Below are 25,709 nucleotides of genomic sequence, written 5' to 3'. Positions count from 1 at the left end.
CGGTCCTGCTGTGTTTCAGTCGGTGCTTCAGAAGTGGATGGCCCGACCGTAGGCGTCAAGGACGGATTCGTGCATCATTTCCGACAGGGTCGGGTGCGGGAAGACGGTGTGCATCAGTTCGGCCTCCGTCGTTTCCAGCGTCTTGGCAATGCCATAGCCCTGGATCAGTTCGGTGACCTCCGCGCCGATCATGTGCGCGCCCAGCAACTCGCCGGTCTTCTTGTCGAACACGGTCTTCACCATGCCCTCCGGCTCGCCCAGCGCAATCGCCTTGCCGTTACCCATGAAGGGGAAGCGGCCAACGCGCACGTCATGGCCCTTCTCCTTCGCCGCAGCCTCGGTCAGGCCGACGCTGGCCACCTGGGGCTGGCAGTAGGTACAGCCGGGAATGTTGCTGGTATCCAGCGGATGCACATCCAGACCGGCAATCTTCTCGACGCAGATCACGCCCTCATGACTCGCCTTGTGCGCCAGCCAGGGCGGGCCGCAGAGGTCGCCGATGGCATAGACGCCCGGTTCCCCGGTCCGGCAGTAGGCATCGATCTCCACATGGGTGCGGTCGACCTTCACCTTCGTGTTCTCCAACCCGATGTCCTCGACATTGCCGACGATGCCGACAGCCAGGATCACCCGGTCCACGGTCAGGGACTGGCTCTTGCCATCCTTGCCCTTGATGGAGGCGGTAACGGAATTCGACTTGCGGTCCAGCTTCTCCACCGTCGCGCCGGTCATGATCTTCATGCCCTGCTTGGTGAAGGCCTTCTCGGCGAAGGCCGAGATCTCCGCATCCTCGACCGGCAGCACCCGGTCCATGACCTCGACCACCGTCACATCCACACCCAGGGTGCGGTAGAAACTGGCGAATTCGATGCCGATGGCACCGGAGCCGACAACCAGCAGCGACTTCGGCAGTTCCTCAGGCACCATGGCTTCACGATAGGTCCAGACCAGCTTGCCGTCGGGTTCCAGGCCCGGCAGCGACCGCGCCCGGGCACCGGTGGCGAGGATGATGTGCTTTGCCTTGATCTCCTCCACCGTCTTGCCGTCCTTCGTGACACTGACGGTGCCCTTGCCGGCCAGTGCCCCCTGCCCGTCGAAGACCGTGACCTTGTTCTTCTTCAGCAGGTGCTTCACGCCGCCGGAAAGCTGTCCGGCCACCTTGCGGGAGCGCTTCACGATGGCGGCATTGTCGATCTCGATCTTGCCGTCGATGCGGAAGCCGTAATCCTGCGCGTGGCTCATCAGGTGATAGACCTCGGCCGAGCGCAGCAGTGCCTTGGTCGGGATGCAGCCCCAGTTGAGGCAGATGCCCCCCAGGTGTTCCCGCTCCACAAGTGCCGCGTTCATGCCGAGCTGTGCCGCCCGGATCGCCGCCACGTATCCGCCGGGGCCACCGCCCACGACGACGAGGTCGAAATTCTTCGCCATGATCTTCGTCCTCCGTCAGAGCAGCATGGTGAGCGGGTCTTCGAGCAGGCCCTTGAGGGTTTCCAGGAACGCCGCGCCCTCGGCACCACCGAAGACACGGTGATCCGCCGACAGGGTTGCAGTCATCACCGTTGCCACCGCCAGCGCGCCATCCTTCACCACCGGCTTCTGGGTTCCCGAGCCGACAGCCAGGATCGCCGCCTGCGGCGGATTGATGACGGCCACGAACTGGTCGATGCCGAACATGCCGAGGTTGGAAATGGTGAAGGTGCCGCCCGCAAACTCGTCGGGCTTCAGCTTGCCGTCCCGCGCCCGACCCGCCAGGTCCTTGGTCTCGGCAGAGATCTGCTGCAGGCCCTTCTGGTCCGTGTTCCGCACCACCGGCGTGATCAGCCCGCCCTCTATCGCCACGGCCACCGACACGTCCACCTTGCGATGCTGCAGGATGGCATTCTCGGTGAACTGGGAATTGATCTCCGGATGCTTGCGCAGCGCCAGGGCCGAGGCCCGGACGATGAAGTCATTGACGGAGATCTTGTAGGCGTCGGAGCGGCTGTTGAGGTCCTTCCGCAGCGCCAGCAGCGCATCCAGTTCGATGTCGATGGTCAGATAGAAATGCGGCACCGTCTGCTTCGACTCGGTGAGCCGGCGCGCGATGGTCTTCCGCATGGAGTTGAGCTTGATCTCCTCGTAATCGTCGGTGACCGGAGGATAGTCCTTCGCGGCGGCGGGGGCCGATGGGGCCGATTTCGCCGGGGCGTCCGACGCCGCTTCCGCCTTCGGCGCATCCGCCTGCTTCCTGCCGGTCCCGCTTTCAAGCGCGGCCTCGACATCGCGCTTCACGACGCGCCCCTTTGGCCCCGTTCCTTCGATCTGCGACAGGTCCAGACCTTCCTGGGACGCCATGCGCTTGGCCAGCGGGCTGGCAAAGACGCGCCCGCCCTTGCCACCGCCGGAACCGCCACCTGAGGCGGCCTTCGGCACGGGTTTCGGATCGTCCTTGGCCTCAGCCTCGGCTTCGGGCTCAGGCTCGGGTGCCTTCCCGGCATCTGCATCTCCGCCGGAGCCACCCCCGGCCGACTTTGCCTCGAAACCGTCAAGGGCGCTCTCGTCCTCGCCCTCCTCCAGCAGCACGGCGATGGGGGCGTTGACCTTCACGCCTTCCGTCCCCGCCTCCACCAGCAGCTTGCCGATGGTGCCCTCCTCCACGGCCTCGACTTCCATCGTGGCCTTGTCCGTCTCGATCTCGCAGAGCACGTCGCCGGACGAGACAGTATCACCCGGCTTCACCTGCCAGCTCGCCAGCGTGCCCTCTTCCATCGTGGGGGAAAGCGCCGGCATGGTAATGGTAATCGGCATGTCGCGTCCCCCTATTCGCTGTAGCAGACGGCCTTGGCCGCCGCGACGATGTGATCGGACTGGGGCAGTGCCAGCTTCTCCAGATTGGCGGCATAGGGCATCGGCACATCAACGCCGGACACCCGCTTCACGGGCGCATCCAGCCAGTCGAAGGCTTCCTCCATGATCCGCGCCGACAGTTCGGCACCAATGCCACAGGTGGGCCAGGCTTCCTCCACGGTCACGCAGCGATTGGTCTTCTGCACGGAGCGGACGATGGTGGCGCTGTCCAGCGGGCGCAGGGACCGCAGGTCGATGACCTCCGCGTCGATCCCTTCCTCCGCCAGCTTCTCCGCCGCCTCCAGCGCCTTGCCGACAGTGATGGAATAACCGACCAGGGTCACGTCCTTGCCGGGACGAACGACCTTGGCCTTGCCGATGGGCAGCACGAATTCGGGATCCGTTGCCACATCCCAGGTGCGGCCATAGAGAACCTCGTTCTCCAGGAAGATCACCGGGTTGGGGTCGCGGATCGCGGCCTTCAGCAGCGCCTTGGCACTCATCGCGTCATAGGGGGCCACGACCTTCAGGCCCGGCACGGAAGCATACCAGGGGGCATAGTCCTGACTGTGCTGCGCGCCCACCCGCGCCGCCGCGCCGTTGGGGCCACGGAAGACAATGGGGCACCCCATCTGGCCGCCGGACATGTAGAGGGTCTTGGCCGCCGAATTGATGATGTGGTCGATCGCCTGCATGGCGAAGTTGAAGGTCATGAACTCGACGATCGGCTTCAGGCCGCCAAAGGCCGCACCGACGCCGATCCCGGCAAAGCCGTGCTCCGTGATCGGGGTGTCGATGACACGCCGGGGACCGAACTTCTCCAGCAGTCCCTGGCTGACCTTGTAGGCACCCTGATACTCGGCCACTTCCTCACCCATCAGGAACACGACCTCGTCGCGCTCCATCTCTTCCATCATGGCATCGCGAAGGGCCTCGCGCAGGGTGACGTTGGCCGTCTCCGCCCCCTCCGGCAGGTCGGGTTCGGAATCATCGGCGTCGCTCTCCGGTGCGTTGTCGCGGGCCTTGGGTTCTGCCTTCGGCTTTTCCTTCTCCTCGGCAGGCGCATCGTCGCTGTCCGTTTCCGCCGCGTCGGCCTTCGGCGCGGGCCCCCCTGCGCCGGCGTCGAAGCCGTCCAGGGCGCTCTCGTCCTCGCCATCTTCCAGCAGCACGGCGATGGGCGCATTCACCTTCACGCCCTCGGCCCCCTCATCGACAATCAGCTTGCCGATGGTGCCTTCGTCCACCGCCTCAACCTCCATGGTCGCCTTGTCGGTCTCGATCTCGCAGAGCACGTCACCGGGTCCAATCTTGTCGCCGGGTTTCACCATCCATTTCGCGAGTGTGCCTTCCTCCATCGTGGGGGAAAGCGCGGGCATCAAAATCGGTACTGGCATCCGTCTTCCCTCCCTCAGGCTTCGACAAGCACGTCAGTGTAGAGCTCGGACGCGTCCGGCTCCGGGCTGTTCTGGGCGAACTCGGCGGCATCGCTGACGATGGCCTTCACATCCCTGTCGATGGCTTTCAGTTCATCCTCGGTCGCGTTCAGCTTCTCCAGCAGCATCTGGCGCACCCGTTCGATCGGATCGCGCTCCGCCCGCATCTTGTTGACCTCCTCCTTCGACCGGTACTTCGCCGGATCCGACATGGAGTGGCCACGATAGCGATAGGTCTTCATTTCCAGGATCATCGGTCCCTTGCCGCCGCGGACATAGGCAACGGCCTCTTCCGCCGCCGCCTTCACGGCGAGCACGTCCATGCCGTCGACCTGGACACCGGGAATGCCGAAGCTCTCGCCGCGCTTCGCCAGTTCGGGCTGCGCCGACGACCGGGCAACCGAAGTGCCCATGGCGTACTGGTTGTTCTCGATCACGTAGATCACCGGCAGCTTCCAGAGCGCGGCCATGTTGAAGGCCTCATAGACCTGCCCCTGGTTGGCGGAGCCGTCACCGAAGTAGGCGACGCTCAGGGCGTCCGAGCCCTTGTACTTCTCCGCAAACGCCAGCCCGGTCCCCAGTGGCACCTGGGCGCCGACAATGCCGTGCCCGCCATAGAAATTCTTCTGGCGGCTGAACATGTGCATGGAGCCGCCCTTGCCCTTGGAATAGCCCCCGGCGCGCCCTGTCAGTTCCGCCATGACACCGTTGGATTCCATCCCGCAGGCCAGCATGTGACCATGGTCGCGGTACGATGTGATGACCTTGTCGTTGCCGGTCAGCGCCGCCTGGATGCCGACGACCACCGCTTCCTGGCCGATGTAGAGGTGACAGAAGCCGCCGATCAGACCCATGCCGTACATCTGTCCGGCCTTCTCCTCGAACCGGCGGATCAGCAGCATCTCCCGATAGAGCTCCAGCAGTTCTTCCTTGCTGACGTCGGGCTGCTTCGAAGCGGTTGATTTCGCGGCAGATTTTGCAGGCGTCCTGCGGCTGCGCGTCGTGCGGGTCTGCGGGGTCCTGGCCATGAGTCCTCCTCAAGGGTTGGAAATCCACGCCGATCATCGACCCTGATTGTGCCAGGGTTCCGGGCGCGGACTGGCGTTTCGCTGGCAACAGTAACGCACAACGACAAGTCGATTGCATGAACAATTGCATCATTAACTGAATATCGGTTAATACCCGAAAATCACCGGCCGGAGCGGACAGGCTCAGTCCTTCTTCAGGATCACGATGTCTTCCGGCAGGGTCCAGCCCAGCACCCGGCGAACCTGCTCATCGAGAATATCCGCATCGACCGCCGGTCCGGACATCAGCCGCACACGGCGCTGCAACGCAGCCTGTTCCTGTTCCAGCATCGCCAGATGCGCCGCGCGCTCCACCGTCCGTGCCTGGAGGCTCTCTGTCGCCAGCAGCCCCCGGTCACCCCAGGTGGCGTGGAAACCGAAATAGCCAACGCACAGCGCGCCGAGCAGCAGCGGCAGGTATCGGGTGATGCGAGATTTGATCTTCATCGTCGAATCGAATCAGAAACCGATTCGACGGTCAAGCAAAAGTCGACGAACTCTCGACAAGTCCCTCATTTGCCTATTGACCCGCATTTCCCAGGTGAATGGTCTATTTCGCTCCCACTGACCATGGTTTTTGTATAGTATTCAGTGTGTTAAATGGATTTAGGGGCCGCTGTGATGCAGAATCCAGAGGGTGAAGCCGATAGATCGCCTCTAGGCCTTGGTTTTGATCGTCGGCTGAAGCTTGAGTTCCATGGTTCGCGGATCACATCCGATGCTGGGTTGCTGGCCTATCGCGACCTCGACGATGCGCTTGGCCTGACCGATACGGCGGCCGGCGTACTCGCGGATAACCGCACGGGCAAGAATGGCTGGCATAGTCTTGCCGGACTGTTGCGCCAGTCTGTCTATGGACGCCTTGCGGGCTATGAGGATGTGAATGACGCCGACCGGCTGGGGCGTGATCCTGCGATGCGTTGGATCGTCGGCGGTAAGGCTATCGAACGTGGCGGCGCATCAACCAGCCAGATGGGCCGGTTTGAGACCGAGTTGCTTTCGATGACCGATAATCTCGCCGCCCTCGCTGATTTGTCAGGCGCATGGATCAACACGGTTCATCGGCACAAGCCGTTGAAGACCATCGTTCTGGATATGGATAGCTCCGTCAGCCCAACCCACGGCGCGCAGGAAGGCACGGCCTACAACGGCCACTTTGGCCGTAGCTGCTATCACCCACTGTTCGTGTTTAACCAGTTCGGCGATCTCGAACGCTGTGCACTTCGGTCCGGCAACGTCCACAGCGCCCATGACTGGCGCAATGTCTTGGAGCCAGTCGTCGCCCGCTACCGGGACAAGCGACTGCGGCGCTTCTTCCGAGGCGACGCGGCCTTCGCTCTGCCTGGCGTCTATGAGTTCCTCGAAGCCGAGGGCTTTGGCTATGCGATCCGACTGCCGGCGAACACCATTCTGCAGGGCAATATCGCCCACCTCCTGAAGCGCCCGGTTGGTCGACCGCCGAAGGACGTGCGCCGCTACTACGCAAACTTCAGCTACAAGGCCGCCAGTTGGAGCAAGGCTCGCCGCGTCGTCGCCAAGGTCGAGTGGCATCCAGGCGAACTCTATCCCCGGGTCGGGTTCATAGTGACCAACCTCGCCCGCCCTGCCGAGCGTGTCGTCGCCTTCTACAATCAACGCGGCACGGCAGAGCAGCATATCAAAGAAGGCAAGAACGCCATCCGGTGGACGCGTCTCTCCTGCCGCAAGTTCGCCCACAACGCCGTGCGGCTGCAGTTGCATGCGCTCGCCTACAATCTCGGCAACTTCCTACGCACACTGGCGCTGCCTGATGCCGTGCAGCAGTGGTCGATGACGACGCTCAGAGACAGGTTGATCAAAATCGGCGCGAAGATTGTCCGCCACGGGCGCTACGTTACCTTCCAGATGGCGGAGGTCGCCATTCCCCGAGCCCTGTTTGCCGACATACTACGCCGCATCGACCGCCTCAGACCAAAGCCTGCTCCGGCATGACGGCCAGTTCATCAGTGAACGAGGAAGCTCGCGCCATCAGTGCGCCCAAAATCTGGCAAACGCGCCCATTTCAACCCTGCACGGCTGTCAATCGGCATTCTGCCGAACAGATTGACCCTTCGGCAGCCGTCAGAAACACTCTGCTTGAAGGCGAAGCCGATCTGGACCAAACTTTCTGAACGGAGAGCCATTTACATGGGAAATCCCGGCTGAAGTCGGCGCCCGCGTCCTTTGGCGAAGCGCCGTCCACGGCCAGATTGTCGGCGAGCAGCCGATCGATGAGGTGTTGGCGGTCTGGTATCCATCGCACGCGGCGTTCGTTGCGATGCCGCAGGCGGCGGGCGCAGAGGAGAACTACCGCCTGCGCGCGGCCTGCGTCGCCTTCGCTGTTATTCACCGGTGCAACGGCGATAATTTGCCGATTTAAGGAATTCGGTTTGTCAGCAGAGTACCCCTCACGCGCCGCATTGATTACAGAGGCGCCGATTAAAACGGTGCTCTGGCGCCTGGGCGCGCCCAATGTTGTGGCGGTCGCGACGATGACCGCGGTGACCTTCGCCGACGCCGTCTATGCCGGCCGCTTGGGGGTCGCGCCGCTGGCGAGCCTGGCGCTTGCCTTCCCGTTCCTAACATTGATGCAAATGATGGCCGGCGGCGCCATCGGCGGCGGCGTCACGTCCGCCATCGCCCGTGCATTTGGCGCCGGCGACGCTGAAAAGGCGGAGCGACTGGCTTGGCATGCGGTGCTGATCGCGGCGACGATGTCTTGCATCTTCATGGTCGTGCTTGGTCTCTTCCCGCGACCGATATTCATGCGGCTTGGCGGCGAGGGCGCCGCACTCGACGGCGCTGTCGCCTATGCCCGGATCGCTTTCGGCGGAGGGGCGGCCACATGGTTCTTGTTCGTGATCGCTGCGGTCCATCGGGGCGCAGGCGACACCGTGACGCCAGCGCGTGCGATCACTGTGGCCGCTGTTATCCAGGTCGTCCTATCGGGCGCGCTGACCCTTGGCTGGTTTGGGGCGCCGCGCTTGGGGCTGGTTGGCACGGCGGCTGCTATGGTCGTGTGTCAGGGCTCCGCCGCCCTTTATCTGACAGTCTGCCTATTGCGCGGGCGCGGTGGCCTTAGATTGCGGCGGCAGCCGTTCGTCTGGGCGCATCTCCGCGACATTATGAGCGTTGGCGGCCTCGGCCTTTTCAACAGCCTCTGCATGGCGATGACGGTTGTTGTCGTGACGGGATATATCGGCCGGTTCGGCATCGAAGCGCTGGCAGGATACGGCGTCGGGGCGCGGCTTGAGCTAATGCTGGTGCCCATCGCCTTCGGCATGGGCGCTGCGCTGACGGCGGCGGTCGGGGTCAATGTGGGCGCCAATCAGCATGCCCGCGCGCGTCGGATCGCGATGGTGGGCGCGGGCGTTGTGATGGTCGGGACCGGCGCCATCGGTTTGACGGCGGCGTTCGCGCCGAACCTGTGGCTGGGCTTGTTCACGGATGATCCGGCGGCGACCGCGATCGGCGCCCGTTATCTTGGGATCGCTGCGCCGTTTTACGGGATTTTTGGGGCCGGGCAGGCGCTCTACTTCGCCAGTCAGGGGACGGGCCGGATGCGGCTGCCGGTGCTGGTCACATTTAGCCGCTTTCTAACGGTGGCGCTGCTCGGCGGCGCTGTGATCGCAGCCGGTATGGACATCTGGAACGTCTTTGCAGCGGCTGCGATTGGCCTCACCATGATGGGCGTCGGCCAGGGGCTTTGTCTTTTGGGGCCAGGGTGGCGGCCGCGCATTGTTCGTCGTTAAGAGGAGGGAATTCGTCATGAAACCAGTATGTTTGGTCATCGGCGCGGGCGCCGGGATCGGCGGCACGGTCGGCAAGCGGTTCGCGCGCGCCGGATAACACGCGGTGCTCTGCCGGCGCAGCAACGCGGAAGGCCTGGAGGCGCTGGTGGGCGACATCAAGGCCGAGGGCGGCGACGCGTCAGGCTATCTCCTGAACGCCGTCGAGCCTGATGTGATCGAGGATCGGATCGCCGCCGTTGAGGCCGACATCGGGCCGATTGAAGTGGTGGTCTTCAATCTGGGCGCTCAGGTCGGCAATCGCTCGCTTGCCGAGACGAGTCTGAAAACCTTCGAACTCGGCTGGCGAATGGCGACGCTTGGCCTGTTTCGCACGGCCTCGGCCGTCTGTCCGCTGATGGTGGAACGGGGCAAAGGAACGCTGCTGGTGACGTCGGCGACGGCGGCGATGCGGGGCAATGCCGGATTGAATTCCATACAGGCGTAGCATGGCGGGAACAGTGACGATGATTTCCAAGTGGCAATGGCTGATGCTCCAGCTTTCCAGGACCCTCTGGATACGCGTCGCGCTGTTCTGCCTGCTGGCAGTGATCACGGCACTCGTTGCGACCTATCTGGATCCGCTGGTGCCGCCGGAGCTGTCGCGCAGGGTCGGTGCGGGCGCGGTGGAGGACATCCTGCACATCCTTGCCTCCAGCATGCTGGCGGTGACCACATTCTCCCTCAGCGTGATGGTCTCGGCCTATTCGGCGGCGGCCACCAGCGTGACACCCAGGGCCACGGCGCTGCTGATGCAGGACACGACGACCCAGAACGTCCTTGCGACCTTCATCGGCACCTTCGTCTTCTCGCTGGTGGGCATCGTGGCGCTGAACACCGGCTTCTACGGCGATGCCGGGCAGGTCGCCGTGCTGGCGGTGACCGTGGCCGTCATCCTGCTGATGGTCATGACCCTGTTCCGCTGGATCGAGCACCTCTCGCGGCTTGGTCGGGTCAGCGACACCACGGACCGCGTCGAGCATGCGGCCTTCGCCGCCATCTGCGGCCGGGTCGAGGATCCGGCGCTGGGCGGGCGGATCCTCGATGAGGAGAGCACCGCGGTCCCCGATGATGCCGTGCCTCTCAACGTGCCGACCATCGGCTACCTGCAGCACCTGGCCGTCGACCAGCTGTCGGATCATGCGGAGAGCGCCGGCGGCGAGATCTTCGTGACGGTGCTGCCGGGACAGTTCATCCATCCGGCAATGGACGTGGCCTGGCTGAGCGGTTTTCCGGACGGTTTCGACCCGCAGGACCTGGCCCCCGCCTTCCGCATCGGTCGCGACCGGTCCTTCGACCAGGATCCGCGCTTCGGCCTCGTGGTGCTGTCGGAAATCGCCTCCCGCGCGCTGTCACCGGCGGTGAACGATTCCGGCACCGCCAAGGACGTGCTGGCCCGCGCCGTGCGGCTGCTGCTGCTGTGGAGCCAGCGAGAGCAGGACAAGGACAGGCAGGAACTGCGTTTCCCGAGGATCTGGGTGCCGCCCCTGCTGCTGCCCGACCTGTTCGACGACCTCTTCACCCCCCTCGCCCGCGACGGCGCCCCCCATGTGGACGTGCATATCGCACTGCAGAACGGCCTGGGAGCCCTCTACGCCACTGGGCATCAGGAAATGCGGAAGCAGGCCCTGCGGCACTCGCGCATGGCCCTGGAGCGGGCGGAGAACGCCCTGCTGCTGGACAGCGAACGGGCGCGGGTCCGCGAAACGGCGGAAGCCAACTTCTCCTGAAGCTCCTCCAACGCCCCGGTGAAACGGATGCCGCCGGAACGAAAAGGGGCCCCGGCATCTGCCGGGGCCCCTTTCCGTGGACCTGTCTGAAAGTGACCGGTCGTATCAGTCGCGACGACGGCGCGGACGGTCTCCGCCACGGCCACCGCCACCGCTACGTTCCCGCTGCGGCAGGGGCTCGACGCCCTCGATCTCCTCGCCGGTCTCCTGATTGACGTAGCGCATCGACAGGCGAACCTTGCCGCGATCATCCACGTCCAGCAGCTTGACCCAGACTTCATCACCCTCGTTGGCGACATCGGTCACCTTCTCGGTGCGGCCGTCCTGCAGCTCCGAGATGTGCACCAGTCCGTCGCGCGGGCCGAAGAAGTTGATGAAGGCACCAAAGTCCATGGTCTTGACGACCTTGCCCTTGTAGATGGCGCCGACTTCCGGCTCTGCCGTGATCGACTTGATCCAGTTGATGGCCTTCTCGGCAGCGGCACCGTCGGAGGAGGCGACCTTGATCGAACCATCGTCGTCGATGTCGATCTTGCAGCCGGTCTGCTCCGTGATCTCGCGGATCACCTTGCCGCCGGTACCGATGACATCGCGGATCTTGTCGGTCGGGACCTTGATCAGCGTGATCCGCGGGGCGGTATCGCGCAGTTCCTCACGCTCCGACGTGATGGCGGTGGCCATCCTGCCGAGGATGTGGTTGCGACCCTCATGTGCCTGCGCCAGGGCGATCTTCATGATCTCCTCGGTGATGCCGGCGATCTTGATGTCCATCTGCAGCGACGTGACACCCGCCTCGGTGCCCGCAACCTTGAAGTCCATGTCGCCCAGATGATCCTCGTCACCGATGATGTCGGACAGGACGGCGAACTCGTCGCCTTCCAGGATCAGACCCATGGCGATACCGGCAACCGGACGGCGCAGCGGCACACCGGCATCCATCATCGCCAGCGACGACCCGCAGACCGTTGCCATGGAGGACGAACCGTTGGACTCGGTCACTTCCGACACGATACGGATCGTGTAGGGGAACTCGTCCTTGGCAGGCATCAGCGGATGCAGCGCGCGCCAGGCCAGCTTGCCATGACCGATCTCGCGACGGCCCGGCCCCATGCGGAAGCTGGTCTCGCCAACCGAGTACGGCGGGAAGTTGTAGTGCAGCATGAAGTGCTGACGGCTCTCGCCCACCAGCGCGTCGATGATCTGCTCGTCCTGACCGGTGCCGAGGGTGGTCACCACCAGCGCCTGGGTCTCGCCACGCGTGAACAGGGCCGAACCATGGGCGCGCGGCAGGACGCCGATCTCGCACTCGATGGGCCGGACGGTCTTCGTGTCGCGACCGTCGATGCGCAGCCCGGTATCCAGGATGGAGCGACGGACCGTGTTCTTTTCCAGCGACTTGAAGGCAGAGGCGACGGCCATGCCGCCTTCCTCGTGATCGCCGAGCGCTTCCATGACCTTGGCCTTGGCGGCGGAGACGGCGTCCTGACGAGCTTTCTTGTCCTTGATGCCATAGGCGGCGGCCAGATCGGCGCGGGCAATGTCGGCAACCTGAGCGGCCAGAGCCTCGGTATAGAGCGGTGCCGGCTCGGCCCACGGCTCCTTCGCCGCGGTCTCGGCCAGATCGATGATCCCATCGATCACCGTCTGGAAGGCCTTGTGACCGAAGGTCACCGCACCCAGCATTTCCTCTTCCGACAGCTCGTCGGCTTCGGATTCCACCATCATCACGGCGTCCTGCGTGCCGGCGACGACGAGATCCAGCTTGGAATCGGACATTTGCTCCAGCGTCGGGTTGAGCAGATATTCGCCATTGGCAAAGCCGACCCGGCAGGCACCCAGCGGACCCATGAAGGGCAGGCCGGAGATCGTCAGCGCGGCGGAGGCACCAACCAGGGCAACGATGTCGGGATCGTTTTCCAGGTCGTGCTGCAGCACCGTGCAGATGATCTGCGTGTCATTCTTGAAACCTTCCGCGAACAGCGGGCGGACCGGCCGGTCGATCAGACGGCAGGTCAGCGTCTCGGCGTCCGACGGGCGGGCCTCACGCTTGAAGAAACCGCCGGGGATCTTGCCTGCGGCAAAGGCCTTTTCCTGGTAATTCACGGTCAGGGGAAAGAAGTCCTGACCTTCCTTGGCGCTCTTGCTGCCAACGACGGTGCAGAGGACCATCGTCTCGCCATATGTGGCCATGACGGCACCGGTCGCCTGCCGGGCGATCTTGCCCGTTTCCAGCACGAGCTTGCGCCCGCCCCAGTCGATTTCCTTGCGGTGTATATCAAACATCTTCTTCTCAACCTTCCTGCAGCAGACCATCCCGCCGCACAAATGACAGGAGGCGAACCGGGCCGCTGCCCGATCCGCCCTGAACCTGTCCCGCTTGTCCGACCGCCATTGGTCGGACGGTCACGATCACCGGCGCAGGCCGAGTCGTGAAATGAGTTCCCGGTAACGGGCATCGTCCTTGTTCTTGAGATAATCAAGCAGCCGCCGGCGCTGGCTGACCATGGTCAGCAGTCCGCGACGGGAGTGATTGTCCTTCTTGTGAGCCTTGAAGTGCTCCGTGAGGGTCAGGATGCGCTGGGTCAGGATTGCGACCTGAACCTCGGGCGATCCGGTGTCGCCTTCACCACGACCATACTCGGCGATAAGCTCGGCTTTGCGCTCGGGCGTAATCGACATCATGTTCCTCCATCAATGGATCGACCGGGGGAAACCCGGTCAGAGGTTGAAGACACGAACCGGCTCAACCCATTCGGCCCGATATCGAGCCAGCGCCACGGGCCGTTGATCATGCATGGCGCAAATGAGTTCATCATCGCGGTACGTGAAATTCAGCACCCTGACAGCCTGACCATGTCGTATCCGGTCAGCCTGCTCACCTGTCACGGCCAGTGCCGGGATGTCGTCCAGCGCGGTCTCGACAGGTCTCAGGGCCTCAAGGCCGCTGCGCTTATGGCACAGCCCCTCGAACGTTGCCAGTGAAATTGAGCCGGATTCAACAAAGCGTCCGACCGCCGTCCGGCGGATGGCGCTGGCGTGCGCAGGAATGCCAAGCAGGGAGCCGATGTCACGGGCGAGCGACCGGACATAGGTGCCCTTGCCGCAGACCAGTTCCAGCTCCGCGTGATCATCGTCAGGCATGCCCAGCAGGGTCAGGCTTTCCACCTGAACAGGCCTGGCCTTCATTTCCGGCGGCTGCCCGTCACGGGCCAGGTCATAGGCGCGCTGGCCATCGACCTTGATGGCGGAGAATGCGGGCGGCACCTGCAGGATATCACCGGTGAACCGGTCAAGCAGCGCCGCGATGTCAGCCGCTGCGGGGCGGGACGCACTTTCCGCCAGCACCTCCCCCTCCCCGTCATCCGTGGTCGTGGAGGTACCGAACCGGATCGTGAAACGATAGGTCTTGGTGGCATCGGTCAGGAAGTTGATGCACTTCGTCGCCTCGCCGAACGCGATCGGCAGGATGCCGCTGGCCAGCGGATCGAGCGTTCCGGCATGGCCCGCCTTCTGTGCATTCAGCAACCAGCGGCAGCGATTGACGGCGGTCGTGGAGGTCGGACCGACCGGCTTGTCGAGTACCAGCCAGCCGCTGACCGGGTCGCCGCGCCGCCTACGACCCATTGGCTGCGCCGTCCGGGCCGTCGCCGTTCCCCTGCGCCTTCCGGCGCCGCTCGTCGTCGGCCCGCGCCGCCCGCATCACGGCATCGATATGGCTGGCATTGTCGAACGACCGGTCACGGTGGAAGGCAATGCGCGGCGCGTACTTCATGTGCACCGACCGGGCAATGCGTCCCGACAGATAGGGCGCCGAGCGGTTGAGACCGGCAAGTACGGCCTCCACTTCAAGGCCGCCGAGCGGCTCCACATAGGCCGTCGCGTTGCGCATGTCGGGCGAAACCGTGACCTCGGTGACAGTGATCGACCGCCCGGACACATCCGGATCGCGAATCTCGTCCCGCTGAAGGATCTCGGACAATGCGTGGCGGATCAGTTCACCGACACGCAACTGACGCGTCCCCGGTGCTGCACCGGCGACATTCTTTCGCTTGGCCATCTGGTACCTGTCCAATCGCCGGAGGGTCCTGACCGAGGGGGCAGGAAGGCCCGAACAGACCTTCCCGCATCAACCGCGTCAGAGCGAGCGGGCGATTTCCTCGATATGATAGACCTCGATCTGGTCCTTCTGCTGGATGTCCTGATGGTTGGCAAAGGACATGCCGCATTCGGAACCCTGCCGGACTTCCGCCACATCTTCCTTGAAGTGCTTCAGCGTCGCGATCTTGCCTTCGTGCAGCACGATACCGTCGCGAAGCTGGCGATAGCCGGCCCCCTTGCGCACGACACCCTCGATCACCAGGCAACCGGCAATCTTGCCGACCTTGGTAATGTTGAAAACCTCGCGGACCTCCGCCGTACCCAGGGTGATCTCCCTGGCTTCCGGCGCAAGCTTGCCGCTCATCATCGCCTTCAGGTCATCTGTCAGCTCGTAGATGACATTGTAGTAGCGGATATCGACGCCATCACGTTCCGCTGCCTCACGTGCCTGCCTGTTGGGGCGGGCATTGAAGCCGAAGATCACTGCGCCCGCCGACTTCGCCAGCGTCACGTCGGTTTCCGTGATACCGCCGACACCTGCGTGCAGGATGCGCGCCTTCACCTCATCCGTGGAGAGCTTCTCGGCAGAGTTGATGATCGCTTCGACCGAACCATGCACGTCGCCCTTGATCAGGATCGGAACTTCCGCCGCCTGGCCTTCCTTGATGGCGGACAGCATCTGTTCCAGCGTCCCGCGACCGGCCTGGGTGGCAAGCTGCTCACGCGTCCTACGGGCACGGAACTCGGCCACTTCACGGGCACGACCCTCATCCTCGACAACGGTGAACTCGTCGCCGGCCTCCGGCGCGCCCTGGAAGCCCAGAACCTCGACCGGCTGCGCAGGCAGAGCCTCGTCGATGCGGTTGCCCTGATCATCGATCAGCGCACGCACGCGGCCCCAGGTGGCACCGCAGACGAAGATGTCGCCGGTCCGCAGTGTGCCGCCCTGCAACAGGACAGTGGCAACCGCGCCGCGTCCCTGCTCCAGCTGCGCCTCGACAACGGTACCGTTTGCCGCGCGGTTCGGATTGGCCTTCAGTTCCAGCAGTTCCGCCTGCAGCAGGATCGTATCGACCAGCTTGTCCAGGTTGGTGCCCTTCAGCGCGGAAATCTCCACCGCCAGGTCTTCACCACCCATCTCTTCCACGATGATGGAGTGCTGCAGCAGGTCCTGCTTCACCTTCTCCGGCGTCGCGTCGGGCTTGTCGATCTTGTTGATCGCAATGATGATCGGAACGTTCGCGGCCTTGGCGTGATTGATCGCCTCCACCGTCTGCGGCATCACCGAGTCATCGGCAGAAACCACCAGCACGACGATATCGGTCACCTTCGCGCCACGGGCACGCATGGAGGTAAAGGCGGCATGGCCCGGCGTATCCAGGAACGTCACCTTCTGACCACCATCCGTGGTGATCTGATAGGCACCGATGTGCTGGGTGATGCCACCGGCCTCGCCCCTGACAACGTCGGTCTTGCGCAAGGCGTCGAGCACGGAGGTCTTGCCGTGATCGACATGACCCATGACCGTGACCACGGCCGGGCGCGGCACCATCTCGGCATCGTCATCCTCAGGTGCCGCAATCGCGACTTCCACATCGGCGTCGGAGACGCGACGGATGCGATGGCCGAATTCCTCGACGATCAGCTCGGCGGTGTCGGCATCGATCGACTGGTTGATCGTCGCCATCACGCCCATGCTCATCAGCGACTTGATGACATCGCTGCCACGCACCGCCATGCGGTTGGCGAGCTCGGCCACGGTCAGAACCTCAGGCACGACAACATCGCGGACGACGCGGCCTGCGGCCTCGCCCCCCCCCTCTGCAGTGCGCTTCTCGCGCTCCCGACGGCGGCGGGTTGCGGCCAGAGACTTCTGGCGCTCTCCCGAGCCATCCAGCGCCTGGCTGATGGTCAGCTTGCCACTGCGGCGGCGATCACCACCCTTGCCGCGCGACGGACGCGCCGGTGCCGGGGCAGACGACTTGCCCTTGCGGGGCTTGCCACGGGAATCCGCCTCCTCGTCAGCCGGGGCACCACGGGGTGCAGCCCCCGGTGCGGCAGCTTCTTCCGGCGCCGCGGCTCGTTTCTCGGCCTCGACCTTCGCCTGCCTGGCGCGCTCTGCATCGGCCTCGGCCTTCGCCTTGGCCTCTTCTTCCGCCTTGCGGGCAGCATCGGCCTCGGCCTGCTTGCGGGCTTCTTCCTCCGCCGCGGCCTTGGCCTGCTCCTCGCGCTCCGTCCGCATCCGTGCTTCTTCGAGCGCGCGGCGCTTGGCCTCGATCTCTTCCTGGCGTGCACGCTCGGCCTCACGCGCCTTGGCATTCACCAGCGCCTGCTGCCGGGCAGTCTTTTCCTCGTCCGTCAGACGCGGAAGAACCATGCGACCGCGGGTCTGATCGACCGAGCGCTTCGGCTCCTCACGCTTCGGCTGCTCGCGCTTCGGCTGCTCAGCCTGGCTCTTCTTCAGGGTTTCCCGAACCACATCCGCCGCAGGTGCCGCCTCGCCGTCGCGCTTCGCGCCGCGCTTCCGCCGGACCTCGACCTGAACCGTCTTGTTACCGCGACCGCCGGACACACTCTGGCGCACACCACCAGCGCCACCGCCTGACTTCAGGCCGAGTCGCCCGCCTTGCGATACGCTCAGGGTTTTCTTGTCGCCCGTCTCTTTCGCTTCACTCATCGATCGCCTGTCTTTCGTCATGCATTTGCCGGGTGCCGTACTGCACACCGGACAGTCGTTCCACCTCCCGAAGGAGGCGAGCCGCGAGCCGCCCCGGAGCGATCGCAGCATGTACCATATTATCAAGGCCCAAGGCCAAACCCAATTCGTCCCGGTCGAAGCAATCGATCACAGGGGCCGAACGGGCCAGTCTTGTCGCCTTCTCCACCGCGCCTGGTCCCGCATCGGAAGAGACCACCATTGCCCCGACCGGATGCTTCATCGCATGCGCCGTGACCTTCTCCAGCCCAGTGACCACCTGCCCCGCACTGCGGGCCAAGCCAATCAGTTCAAGACACTTGCGCCGCAGCAGCCGAACCAGGACTTCCGGCAGGTCATCTGCCAGTCGGGTTTCCACCTTGAAAGCCCTGGAGAAAGGATTGCGCTTCTGCATCTGCGCCAGCACTTCCCGATCCGCAACCACCCAGGCTCCACGTCCGGGCAGCTTCTCGTCCAGGTCAGGCACCGCGTCCCCGTCGGGGCCGCGCACGAACCGGATCATGCTGGATGTATCGCGGCATTGCCTTGTGACAACACAGCGACGCTCCGACACCTGCCTTTCGCTTCCTTTCGGAGTCCTAGTCGTCTGATTCCTCCACGACCGAAGTCTCTTCCCCGGCATCACCGGCTGCTTCGCCAGTTTCCTCATCGTCAAACCAGTGCGCGCGGGCCGCCATGATGATGCGATTGGCATCGTCGAGTGACAGGTCGCTGTCGCGCAGCGGTGCATTGGTGTCGGAAACCAGCTCTTCCGAAGCCAGGTCGCCCAGATCGTCGAGTGTCTTGATCCCGGCCTCGCCGAGCTTCACCAGCATCGCCGGGGTCAGCCCCTCGATCGCGGCCACCGCATCCTCGACACCGATCTCCTTGCGCTTCTCGTCCAGCGCCTCTTCCATGCGGGCGAGATAATCATTTGCGCGACGGATCAGTTCTTCGGCGACATCCTCGTCAAAGCCGTCGATCTCCTCCAGTTCGTCAAGCGGGGCAAAGGCGATTTCCTCGACCGCATCGAAACCTTCCGAAACCAGCAACTGCGCGATCATCTCGTCGACGTCCAGCGCCTCGATGAACATGTTGCTGCGTTCCTGGAATTCCTGCTGACGGCGTTCCGATTCCTCCTGCTCGGTCAGGATATCGATATCCCAGCCCGAGAGCTGGGAGGCCAGCCGCACATTCTGCCCGCGCCGGCCGATCGCCAGGCTGAGCTGGTCGTCGGGGACAACCACTTCGATGCGGTTCTTGTCCTCGTCCAGCACGACCTTGATGACATCGGCAGGGGCAAGTGCACTGACGATGAAGGTCGCCGGATCGGGCGTGAAGGGAATGATGTCGATCTTCTCGCCTTGCAGTTCGTTCACGACCGCCTGGACGCGACTGCCGCGCATGCCGACACAGGCACCCACCGGATCGATCGACGAGTCGTTGGAGAGGACGGCGATCTTGGCCCGGCTGCCGGGATCCCGTGCAACGGCCCGGATCTCGATGATCCCGTCATAGACTTCCGGCACTTCCTGCGCGAACAGCATCGCCATGAAGCGCGGATGGGTGCGCGACAGGAAGATCTGCGGCCCCCGGGTCTCGCGACGCACGTCATAGATGTAGGCACGCACACGGTCGCCGGGGCGGAAGGTCTCGCGCGGCAGCAGCTCATCACGGCGGACAATCGCCTCCGCCCGACCGAGATCGACCATGACGTTGCCATGCTCCACCCGCTTGACCAGGCCGGAAATGATCTCGCCCGCACGGTCCTTGAATTCGTCGTACTGGCGGTCGCGTTCCGCGTCCCGCACCTTCTGGAAGATGATCTGTTTCGCGGCCTGCGCGGAGACGCGGCCAAAATCGATGGGCGGCAGCGGCTCCGAGATCAGGTCGCCGACGCGGGCATCCGGGTTCATTTCCTGGGCGCGGGAAAGCGGGATCTGCGTCGTCGCGTCCTCGACTTCCTCAACGGTCTCGCGCAGTCGCCAGATGCTGATCTCGCCCGTCTTGCGGTCGATCTCGGCCCGGATCATGTGCTCGGCACCATAGGTCGTCTTCGCCGTCCGCTGGATCGCCTCCTCCAGCGCCTCCAGCACGATCTCGTGATCGATGGACTTCTCCCGCGCGACTGCATCCGCAACCTGCAGAAGTTCGAGCCTGTTGGCTGTTGTCACCGCCATCTTCTACTCCGTTCCATTCGACTTCTTCCGGGCATTTTCCCGGGCCTTGCTTTCACGCAGGCTTGCTTCGATCAGCGCATCGGTCAGTACCAGCTTGGCTTCTCCGATGGCCTCGAAATCCAGTTCGACATCTGCCTCTTCCGCCGGGACCCCGGTCATGCGCAACTGCACATTGTCACCGTTCATGCCCAGAAGCTGCCCCCGGAACCGCTTCCGGCCATCCAGTGGCCGGGCCAGCTCCAGCTTTATCTCGTGACCGCTGTAGCGCTCGAAATCCTCTCGCCGTACCAGTGGCCGGTCGATGCCGGGCGAGGAAACCTCCAGCGCGTAGGCGCCATCAATCGGGTCCTCGACGTCCAGCAGCGCGGAAATCGCCCGGCTGACCGTCTCGCAATCATCAATCTCCATGGCGCCGTCAGACAGCCGCTCCGCCATGACCTGCAGGGTCGGACGCTTGCCACCTGTGTAACGCACACGCACCAGACGGTAGCCCATATCCAGCATGGATGGCTCGATCAGGGTCCAAATCCGATCACCCGGCCCGCCTGACATTGAACCTCCACTCGACACAAACAAAAAAGTGGGCCGCTGGCCCACCCTGACGTTCGCTCTGGTAAGCGATTACTGGTGTAGAGAGGCGTTATAGCCGCAAACGCCCGGATATCAACCTTCTTCTCCGCCCGGTGACCGTTCCCGTCGGCGAAACGTCAGGAAAAGCGGTTCGGAACCGGCAAGCAGCTTCGACTGGTAGCGCGTCGTTACATGATCGGCGGGCACCTCGCGCCAATCGGCAACGCGCTCCGCAGTCCACTCGAACGCCGGGTGGCGCAGGCAATGGGACAGTATCCAGCGCGCATAACCCATGTGATCCGTCGCGATCCGCAGGCTGGCCCCGTCCCGCATCACCCGCGCCAGACTGTCCAGTGTCGCTGTCGAGACCAGGCGCCGCTTGTGGTGGCGGGTCTTCGGCCAGGGGTCGGGGAACAGGATGAAGGCCCGGTCAAGAACCGCCTCCGGCATGCCGTCGAGCAACGGACGCACATCCTCCGCGTGCACGCTGACGTTCGTCAGCCCCTCCCCCTCGATACCGTCCAGCGCCTTGACGACACCTTCCAGAAAGGGTTCGCAGCCGATCAGATGCACATCCGGATTGGCCCGCGCCTGACCGAGAAGGTGTTCAGCCCCGCCAAACCCGATCTCCAGCCACACCGCACGCCCGTCAGCCCCCAGGCTGCCCGTCTCGACGCCCACCCGCGGCAGGACACTGTCGAGCAGATGCTGCTGGCGATCACTGCGCTTCTTGCCCTGTCGGCGGCCATAGAACCGGTAAGGTCGCGCCTCTGCTGTCCGCGCCTTGCCCATTCGCGACCGCCGTCCGGATTGCTGAACTCAGGAAAATGCGCCCTTCAGCGCATCGACGAGGTCCAGCCTTTCCCAGGAGAAACCGCCGTCGTCGGTGGCTGTGCGACCGAAATGGCCATAGGCCGACGTCCGCTCGTAGATCGGACGCAGCAGGTCGAGGTGCTGGCGAATCCCGCGAGGGCTGAGGTCCATGACCTCCCGCAGCACGTTCTCCAGCTTCGTTTCGTCAACCTGGCCCGTGCCCTGAAGGTCCACATAGACCGACAGCGGCTTGGAGACGCCGATGGCATAGGAAAGCTGGATGACGCATCGGTCGGCGAGACCGGCGCCGACCACGTTCTTCGCCAGATACCGCGCGGCATAGGCAGCGGAGCGATCGACCTTGGTCGGGTCCTTGCCGGAGAAGGCACCACCACCATGCGGCGCCGCACCACCATAGGTATCGACGATGATCTTGCGTCCGGTCAGACCGGCATCACCATCGGGGCCGCCGATCACGAACTTGCCGGTCGGATTGACGTAGAACTCGTCCTCCGGGCACATCCAGCCTTCCGGCAGGGCGGCGACGACGAAGGGGCGGACAAGTTCCCGCACTTCTTCCTGGCCCACACCGTCGATGTGCTGCGTGGAAACCACCACCGACGTGGCGCGGACCGGCTTGCCGTCACGATACTCCAGCGTCACCTGGCTCTTGGCATCGGGGCCGAACTCCGGACGGCTGCCATCGTGGCGCGCGGCAGCCATGTCCTGAAGGATGCGATGCGAGAGATGGATCGGTGCGGGCATCAGTTCTTCGGTCTCGCGCACCGCATAGCCGAACATGATCCCCTGGTCGCCGGCACCCAGATCCTTGTTGCCTGCTGCATCTACGCCCTGCGCGATGTCGCTCGACTGCTCATGCAGATGGATCTGGACCTGGGCATTCTTCCAGTGGAAGCCATCCTGCTCGTAGCCGATCGCCTTGACCGCATCGCGCGCGGTCTTCTCGATCAGCTCATTGGTGATGGAGGAAGGCCCACGGGTCTCGCCGGCAAGGACGATCAGATTCGTCGACGTCAGCGTTTCACAGGCGACACGCGCGTCCGGCTCGGCAGCCAGAAACAGGTCGACAACAGCATCCGAAATCCGGTCGCAGACCTTATCGGGGTGACCTTCCGAAACGGATTCGGAAGTGAAAAGAAAATTCTGCCGCGGCAAAGTCGCCCCTCCTGTCAGCTTTCAGTGCTCTGAAATTTCAAACGCGACGCTTTGTGACAAGCACGAATGATCCGGTCAAGTGCCACACTCGACCGGATTGTCGCTGCACCCAGAGGGTCGCATGTCAGTCCTTGGACACTTCCGTCTCGAACTGCGCGCCAATTGCCTTGACGAGTTCGAAGAGCCGCTTGCGCACGGCCGGGTCGGAAATCTTGTCGTATGCCCGCACGAATTCCAGGATCTCGCGGCGGAACAGACGCTCCGAGTCAAACGGCGCAGGCTCTGATTCGGCCAGTCCGGAAGGTGCGACACTGCTCCCCTTCCCCGTCGCAGGCGCACCATCGAAGAAGAAGGACGGCGGCACGTCCAGGATCTCGCTGAGTTCGAATACCCGGCTTGCGCCCACACGGTTCGCACCACGCTCGTATTTCTGCACCTGCTGGAAGGTAAGTCCCAGCGCATTGGCCAGCTTCTGCTGACTGAGGCCTTTCAGGGTCCGGCACAGCCTGATTCGTCCGCCAACGTAGACATCGACCGGATGTGGATGTTCAGCCAATATTGAGTCCTCGCACTACCTACAAAGTTGCCGCGCGGCCATTCCAGCCAGCATCGCCCTTACCCGTCCCCCGACGACTTCCTTATGAAGATTTCACGACAATTCGTCAAGCGAGAAACAGGAAACTAAACCCTTGGTTGCATCGAACACTTGTTGATCTCATGAGCTTGTCTACGGCATTAACTGACCAGACTTCAATTACATCCAAATTTATTCAATATTGCTGAAAAGAACATACATCAGAGTTCACGTTTCCCGCCGCATACCCGTGATCATGGTAATCAAAGACACAACAAGAAGCATGCAGATACCCAGAATAATCGGCCATCGCCCCACAGATGCATACAGGGTTTCTTGGGCATGCCCCGGTAAGGTGCCTGTCAGAACCCCTGATACCCCTAAATCAAGTCTGCTCTGCACTTGACCGTAAGCATCAACAATCGCTGAAATTCCCGTTCCGGCTGCCCTGACCAGAGGCAGCCCCTGCTCAACCGCACGGAATCGGGCCATGGCAAAATGCTGATCCGGCCCGGTAAGTGTCCCGAACCAGGCATCGTTGGTTAACGAGAGCAGCCAGCCGGGTCGCGAATCGCCGGTGGCGACCTCGTCCGCGAAGATCACCTCGTAACAGATCAGGACCCGCGCAGGCGGCAGTCCCGGCAGGTGCAGCAGTCCGTCATTGCCCCCTGCGCCGGGCGAGAAATCACCTCTCCCCTGCGCCAGTTTGTCCAACCCCACGCGCGACAGCAGATCCCGAAACGGCAGATACTCTCCGAACGGCACAAGGTGGCGCTTGTCGGCACTGTCGATGATCTGCGCCTCAGGGTTGATCGCGACGGCGGAATTGAAGAATCGTACCGTGTCCGCACCGACCTCGGCACGCGGAGCGCCGGTTATCACCAATCCGTTGATGCGATCGGCCACCTGGGCAATGCGTTGCCGCGCGGTCAGGTCCGCGTTGATCCGGAATGTCGCGGCCGTCTCGGGCCAGATCACCAGATCAGGCATCCGCTCCGCTGCGGAAGGCAGGCTCATGGCCAGGTTCCTGGCAAAATTGGTCTCGATCCGATCCGGCCGCCACTTGTCCCGCTGCGCGATATTGGCCTGCACGATGCGGATCGTCGGCGCATCGGCGGCCGCGTTGTCCGGGGTCGCATCCGAAAGCCGCCACGCCCCTGCTCCGATCAGGACCAGCGTGCCGAGCACGATCGCAACGGGTGCACGCCAGTGCCCCCGCCCCACGAGGGCCAGCGACGGCGCGCCCCCGGCCAGGACCGCCAGGAAGCTCAGCCCCACGGTGCCGATCCAGGCAGCGGGCTGCATCGCGGCATCGGCGAAACCGAAGCCATAGCCTGCCAGGTTCCAGGGAAACCCGGTCATGACCTCACCGCGCGCCACTTCGGCCAGTGTCCAGCTTGCCGCCAGAAGAAAGAGGCGGAATGTGCCCGGCCCGCTCAGACGCCAGGCAAGCCAGACGGCAATCGCCGGGAAGAGTGCCAGCAGGGCGGGCAGGCCCAGTACCGGAAACGGCACCATCCAGGCGAACTTGTCCGGCTCCACCAGAAAGGCGGAAGCGATCCAGTAGAGGCCGGCGATGAAATGCCCCCAGCCGAACCACCAGCCAAGGGCGAATGCGGCCCGCCCGCGATGCACACCGCGCAGCAGCAGCAACAGGCCGCCAAATCCGATCCAGAAGACAGGGAAAAGGTGGAACGGCGCGAAGCCGAGACTCATCAGGGCACCGAGCAGGAAGGCCAGCAACAGGCGTCGCCAGCCGGAAAGCGCGGCCATACGACCGGCCAGTTGCGTCACAGTCCGCCCTTCTCCGTCCGCTCCACGTCAGTGGCGGAAGGGGAAAAACGACGGACACGCAGCAACTTGATCCGCCGCGGGTCCGCATCGGCGATCTCGAACTCCAGCCCGCAGTCGTGACGCACCACCTCGCCGCGCTTCGGCACCCGCCCCAGGGTCACGAAGATGAAACCGCCCAGCGTGTCGATTTCCTCGTCATCCGCATCGGTCAGAAGGTCGCAATCCACGCGCGCCTCGAAGTCTTCCAGCTCGTAGCGGGAATCGACCTCGATGGTCCCGTCCTCATGCTCGATGAAGACCGGCTCCTCCTCCGTATCATGCTCGTCGCGAATGTCGCCGACCACTTCCTCGATCAGATCCTCGATCGTCACCAGCCCATCGACGCCGCCATATTCGTCGACGACGATGGCGAAATGGCGGCGCTGGGCGCGCATCTCCACCAACAGATCGGTCACCGGCTTGGAGGGCGGCACGACCAGCGGCTGACGCAGGATCGGCGCCAGATCGACATCGCCCTCCTGCCCCCAGAGCTGGACCAGGTCCTTGATGTGGAGAATGCCGACAATGTCGTCCAGGTTCTCCCGATAGATCGGCAGGCGGGAGTGCGGTGCGGCCAGGTAGCTCTCCACCACTTCCTGCAGGGGCAAACCCATTTCCAGTGCGACGATGTCGGCCCGCGGGACCATCACATCCTCGATACGCTTCTCGCCCAGGGAAATGATGTTGGAGAGCATGTGCCGCTCTTCCGGGCCAAGTTCGGCGTCGCCGATCTCGTGCTCTTCCAGCAATTCCTCCAGGCTTTCGCGCCAGCCGTTCTCTTCCGGCCTGCTGCCTGTCAGGTTGCGAACCAGGTCGCCCAGCCACGACCCCTTTCTGACGCCTTGTTCGGTCTCGTCATCGGCCCCGCCGTTGCGGGGCTGCATACTGGAAGATGAATCGCTCATCAG

General features: G+C 63.8%; 21 protein-coding genes and 1 pseudogene. 4 read left to right on the top strand and 18 right to left on the bottom strand.

Going from position 1 to position 25,709, the window contains the following annotated elements; translation table 11 throughout:
* Positions 1-27: 27 nt before the first annotated feature.
* From lpdA to QGV54_RS06440, 5 genes are all read right to left on the bottom strand, one after another.
* The gene (gene lpdA / locus QGV54_RS06460; protein WP_281017661.1) at positions 28-1,428 is read right to left on the bottom strand and encodes a dihydrolipoyl dehydrogenase; all 1,401 of its coding nucleotides are present in this window, start codon (positions 1,426-1,428) and stop codon (positions 28-30) included.
* Positions 1,429-1,443: 15 nt separating this feature from the next.
* Positions 1,444-2,787: a pyruvate dehydrogenase complex dihydrolipoamide acetyltransferase gene (locus QGV54_RS06455; RefSeq protein ID WP_281017662.1), complete on the bottom strand. Its 1,344-nt coding sequence runs from the start codon at positions 2,785-2,787 to the stop codon at positions 1,444-1,446.
* A gap of 11 nt (positions 2,788-2,798) precedes the next feature.
* Positions 2,799-4,220, bottom strand: coding sequence for a pyruvate dehydrogenase complex E1 component subunit beta (locus tag QGV54_RS06450; protein WP_281017663.1), 1,422 nt, complete (start codon positions 4,218-4,220; stop codon positions 2,799-2,801).
* Positions 4,221-4,234: 14 nt separating this feature from the next.
* Positions 4,235-5,287 (bottom strand): pyruvate dehydrogenase (acetyl-transferring) E1 component subunit alpha, encoded by a 1,053-nt coding sequence (pdhA, locus tag QGV54_RS06445; protein WP_281017664.1) that lies wholly within the window; start codon positions 5,285-5,287, stop codon positions 4,235-4,237.
* Between the two features lie 183 nt (positions 5,288-5,470).
* Entirely contained in the window at positions 5,471-5,773 is a 303-nt protein-coding gene (locus tag QGV54_RS06440; protein ID WP_281017665.1) for a septum formation initiator family protein, read from the bottom strand.
* Between the two features lie 174 nt (positions 5,774-5,947).
* Between QGV54_RS06440 and QGV54_RS06435 the strand changes: the two genes are divergently transcribed.
* The 4 genes and pseudogenes from QGV54_RS06435 to QGV54_RS06420 all read left to right on the top strand — a co-directional run bounded on the left by QGV54_RS06435 (position 5,948) and on the right by QGV54_RS06420 (position 10,862).
* Positions 5,948-7,297: an IS1380 family transposase gene (locus QGV54_RS06435; protein WP_281020087.1), complete on the top strand. Its 1,350-nt coding sequence runs from the start codon at positions 5,948-5,950 to the stop codon at positions 7,295-7,297.
* A 437-nt stretch (positions 7,298-7,734) separates the two neighbouring features.
* A complete protein-coding gene (locus QGV54_RS06430) occupies positions 7,735-9,096 on the top strand; it encodes an MATE family efflux transporter (protein ID WP_281020086.1) in 1,362 nt (453 codons plus the stop codon).
* Between the two features lie 16 nt (positions 9,097-9,112).
* Positions 9,113-9,568 (top strand): annotated as a pseudogene (locus tag QGV54_RS06425) (SDR family NAD(P)-dependent oxidoreductase); the annotation flags it as partial.
* A gap of 13 nt (positions 9,569-9,581) precedes the next feature.
* Positions 9,582-10,862, top strand: coding sequence for a DUF2254 domain-containing protein (locus QGV54_RS06420; protein WP_281017666.1), 1,281 nt, complete (start codon positions 9,582-9,584; stop codon positions 10,860-10,862).
* 105 nt (positions 10,863-10,967) lie between these two features.
* On the opposite strand, the gene pnp is transcribed toward QGV54_RS06420, so the two are convergent.
* The 13 genes from pnp to QGV54_RS06355 all read right to left on the bottom strand — a co-directional run bounded on the left by pnp (position 10,968) and on the right by QGV54_RS06355 (position 25,706).
* Entirely contained in the window at positions 10,968-13,145 is a 2,178-nt protein-coding gene (pnp, locus tag QGV54_RS06415) for a polyribonucleotide nucleotidyltransferase (protein WP_281017667.1), read from the bottom strand.
* A gap of 126 nt (positions 13,146-13,271) precedes the next feature.
* Positions 13,272-13,541 (bottom strand): 30S ribosomal protein S15, encoded by a 270-nt coding sequence (gene rpsO / locus QGV54_RS06410; RefSeq protein WP_281017668.1) that lies wholly within the window; start codon positions 13,539-13,541, stop codon positions 13,272-13,274.
* Positions 13,542-13,580: 39 nt separating this feature from the next.
* Positions 13,581-14,486, bottom strand: a complete 906-nt coding sequence (truB, locus tag QGV54_RS06405; protein WP_281017669.1) for a tRNA pseudouridine(55) synthase TruB — start codon at positions 14,484-14,486, stop codon at positions 13,581-13,583.
* Complete coding sequence (gene rbfA, locus QGV54_RS06400) at positions 14,476-14,919, bottom strand: 30S ribosome-binding factor RbfA (protein WP_281017670.1); 444 nt, start codon at positions 14,917-14,919, stop codon at positions 14,476-14,478. Before rbfA ends, truB begins: the two co-directional genes overlap by 11 nt.
* Positions 14,920-14,997: 78 nt before the next feature.
* Positions 14,998-17,637, bottom strand: coding sequence for a translation initiation factor IF-2 (gene infB / locus QGV54_RS06395; protein ID WP_281017671.1), 2,640 nt, complete (start codon positions 17,635-17,637; stop codon positions 14,998-15,000).
* The gene (locus QGV54_RS06390) at positions 17,630-18,298 is read right to left on the bottom strand and encodes an RNA-binding protein (protein WP_281017672.1); all 669 of its coding nucleotides are present in this window, start codon (positions 18,296-18,298) and stop codon (positions 17,630-17,632) included. The genes infB and QGV54_RS06390 overlap by 8 nt, the downstream gene beginning before the upstream one ends.
* The gene (gene nusA / locus QGV54_RS06385; RefSeq protein WP_281017673.1) at positions 18,255-19,835 is read right to left on the bottom strand and encodes a transcription termination factor NusA; all 1,581 of its coding nucleotides are present in this window, start codon (positions 19,833-19,835) and stop codon (positions 18,255-18,257) included. The genes QGV54_RS06390 and nusA overlap by 44 nt, the downstream gene beginning before the upstream one ends.
* 3 nt (positions 19,836-19,838) lie before the next feature.
* Positions 19,839-20,387, bottom strand: a complete 549-nt coding sequence (gene rimP, locus QGV54_RS06380) for a ribosome maturation factor RimP (protein WP_281017674.1) — start codon at positions 20,385-20,387, stop codon at positions 19,839-19,841.
* Positions 20,388-20,498: 111 nt separating this feature from the next.
* Positions 20,499-21,197 (bottom strand): tRNA (guanine(46)-N(7))-methyltransferase TrmB, encoded by a 699-nt coding sequence (locus QGV54_RS06375; protein WP_281017675.1) that lies wholly within the window; start codon positions 21,195-21,197, stop codon positions 20,499-20,501.
* Positions 21,198-21,224: 27 nt separating this feature from the next.
* Positions 21,225-22,394 (bottom strand): methionine adenosyltransferase, encoded by a 1,170-nt coding sequence (metK, locus tag QGV54_RS06370; protein ID WP_281017676.1) that lies wholly within the window; start codon positions 22,392-22,394, stop codon positions 21,225-21,227.
* A 124-nt stretch (positions 22,395-22,518) separates the two neighbouring features.
* Positions 22,519-22,950 (bottom strand): helix-turn-helix domain-containing protein, encoded by a 432-nt coding sequence (locus QGV54_RS06365; protein WP_281017677.1) that lies wholly within the window; start codon positions 22,948-22,950, stop codon positions 22,519-22,521.
* Between the two features lie 246 nt (positions 22,951-23,196).
* Positions 23,197-24,762, bottom strand: coding sequence for an apolipoprotein N-acyltransferase (gene lnt / locus QGV54_RS06360; RefSeq protein WP_281017678.1), 1,566 nt, complete (start codon positions 24,760-24,762; stop codon positions 23,197-23,199).
* Entirely contained in the window at positions 24,759-25,706 is a 948-nt protein-coding gene (locus QGV54_RS06355; RefSeq protein ID WP_281017679.1) for a hemolysin family protein, read from the bottom strand. Before QGV54_RS06355 ends, lnt begins: the two co-directional genes overlap by 4 nt.
* Positions 25,707-25,709: the final 3 nt, after the last annotated feature.

The sequence above is a fragment of the Minwuia sp. IMCC3060 genome (assembly GCF_029909435.1).
Taxonomy (GTDB): domain Bacteria; phylum Pseudomonadota; class Alphaproteobacteria; order Minwuiales; family Minwuiaceae; genus Minwuia.
Note: the sequence above shows the minus strand (reverse complement) of the source record. Positions and strands in the feature narration are given on the sequence as shown.

Bases quoted from the DNA above. Each gene is read 5' to 3' on its own strand.
- lpdA (WP_281017661.1), bottom strand. From the start codon at position 1,428: ATGGCGAAGAATTTCGACCTCGTCGTCGTGGGCGGTGGCCCCGGCGGA.
- QGV54_RS06455 (WP_281017662.1), bottom strand. From the start codon at position 2,787: ATGCCGATTACCATTACCATGCCGGCGCTTTCCCCCACGATGGAAGAG.
- QGV54_RS06450 (WP_281017663.1), bottom strand. From the start codon at position 4,220: ATGCCAGTACCGATTTTGATGCCCGCGCTTTCCCCCACGATGGAGGAA.
- pdhA (WP_281017664.1), bottom strand. From the start codon at position 5,287: ATGGCCAGGACCCCGCAGACCCGCACGACGCGCAGCCGCAGGACGCCT.
- QGV54_RS06440 (WP_281017665.1), bottom strand. From the start codon at position 5,773: ATGAAGATCAAATCTCGCATCACCCGATACCTGCCGCTGCTGCTCGGC.
- QGV54_RS06435 (WP_281020087.1), top strand. From the start codon at position 5,948: ATGCAGAATCCAGAGGGTGAAGCCGATAGATCGCCTCTAGGCCTTGGT.
- QGV54_RS06420 (WP_281017666.1), top strand. From the start codon at position 9,582: ATGGCGGGAACAGTGACGATGATTTCCAAGTGGCAATGGCTGATGCTC.
- pnp (WP_281017667.1), bottom strand. From the start codon at position 13,145: ATGTTTGATATACACCGCAAGGAAATCGACTGGGGCGGGCGCAAGCTC.
- rpsO (WP_281017668.1), bottom strand. From the start codon at position 13,541: ATGTCGATTACGCCCGAGCGCAAAGCCGAGCTTATCGCCGAGTATGGT.
- truB (WP_281017669.1), bottom strand. From the start codon at position 14,486: ATGGGTCGTAGGCGGCGCGGCGACCCGGTCAGCGGCTGGCTGGTACTC.
- rbfA (WP_281017670.1), bottom strand. From the start codon at position 14,919: ATGGCCAAGCGAAAGAATGTCGCCGGTGCAGCACCGGGGACGCGTCAG.
- infB (WP_281017671.1), bottom strand. From the start codon at position 17,637: ATGAGTGAAGCGAAAGAGACGGGCGACAAGAAAACCCTGAGCGTATCG.
- QGV54_RS06390 (WP_281017672.1), bottom strand. From the start codon at position 18,298: ATGCCGGGGAAGAGACTTCGGTCGTGGAGGAATCAGACGACTAGGACT.
- nusA (WP_281017673.1), bottom strand. From the start codon at position 19,835: ATGGCGGTGACAACAGCCAACAGGCTCGAACTTCTGCAGGTTGCGGAT.
- rimP (WP_281017674.1), bottom strand. From the start codon at position 20,387: ATGTCAGGCGGGCCGGGTGATCGGATTTGGACCCTGATCGAGCCATCC.
- QGV54_RS06375 (WP_281017675.1), bottom strand. From the start codon at position 21,197: ATGGGCAAGGCGCGGACAGCAGAGGCGCGACCTTACCGGTTCTATGGC.
- QGV54_RS06355 (WP_281017679.1), bottom strand. From the start codon at position 25,706: ATGAGCGATTCATCTTCCAGTATGCAGCCCCGCAACGGCGGGGCCGAT.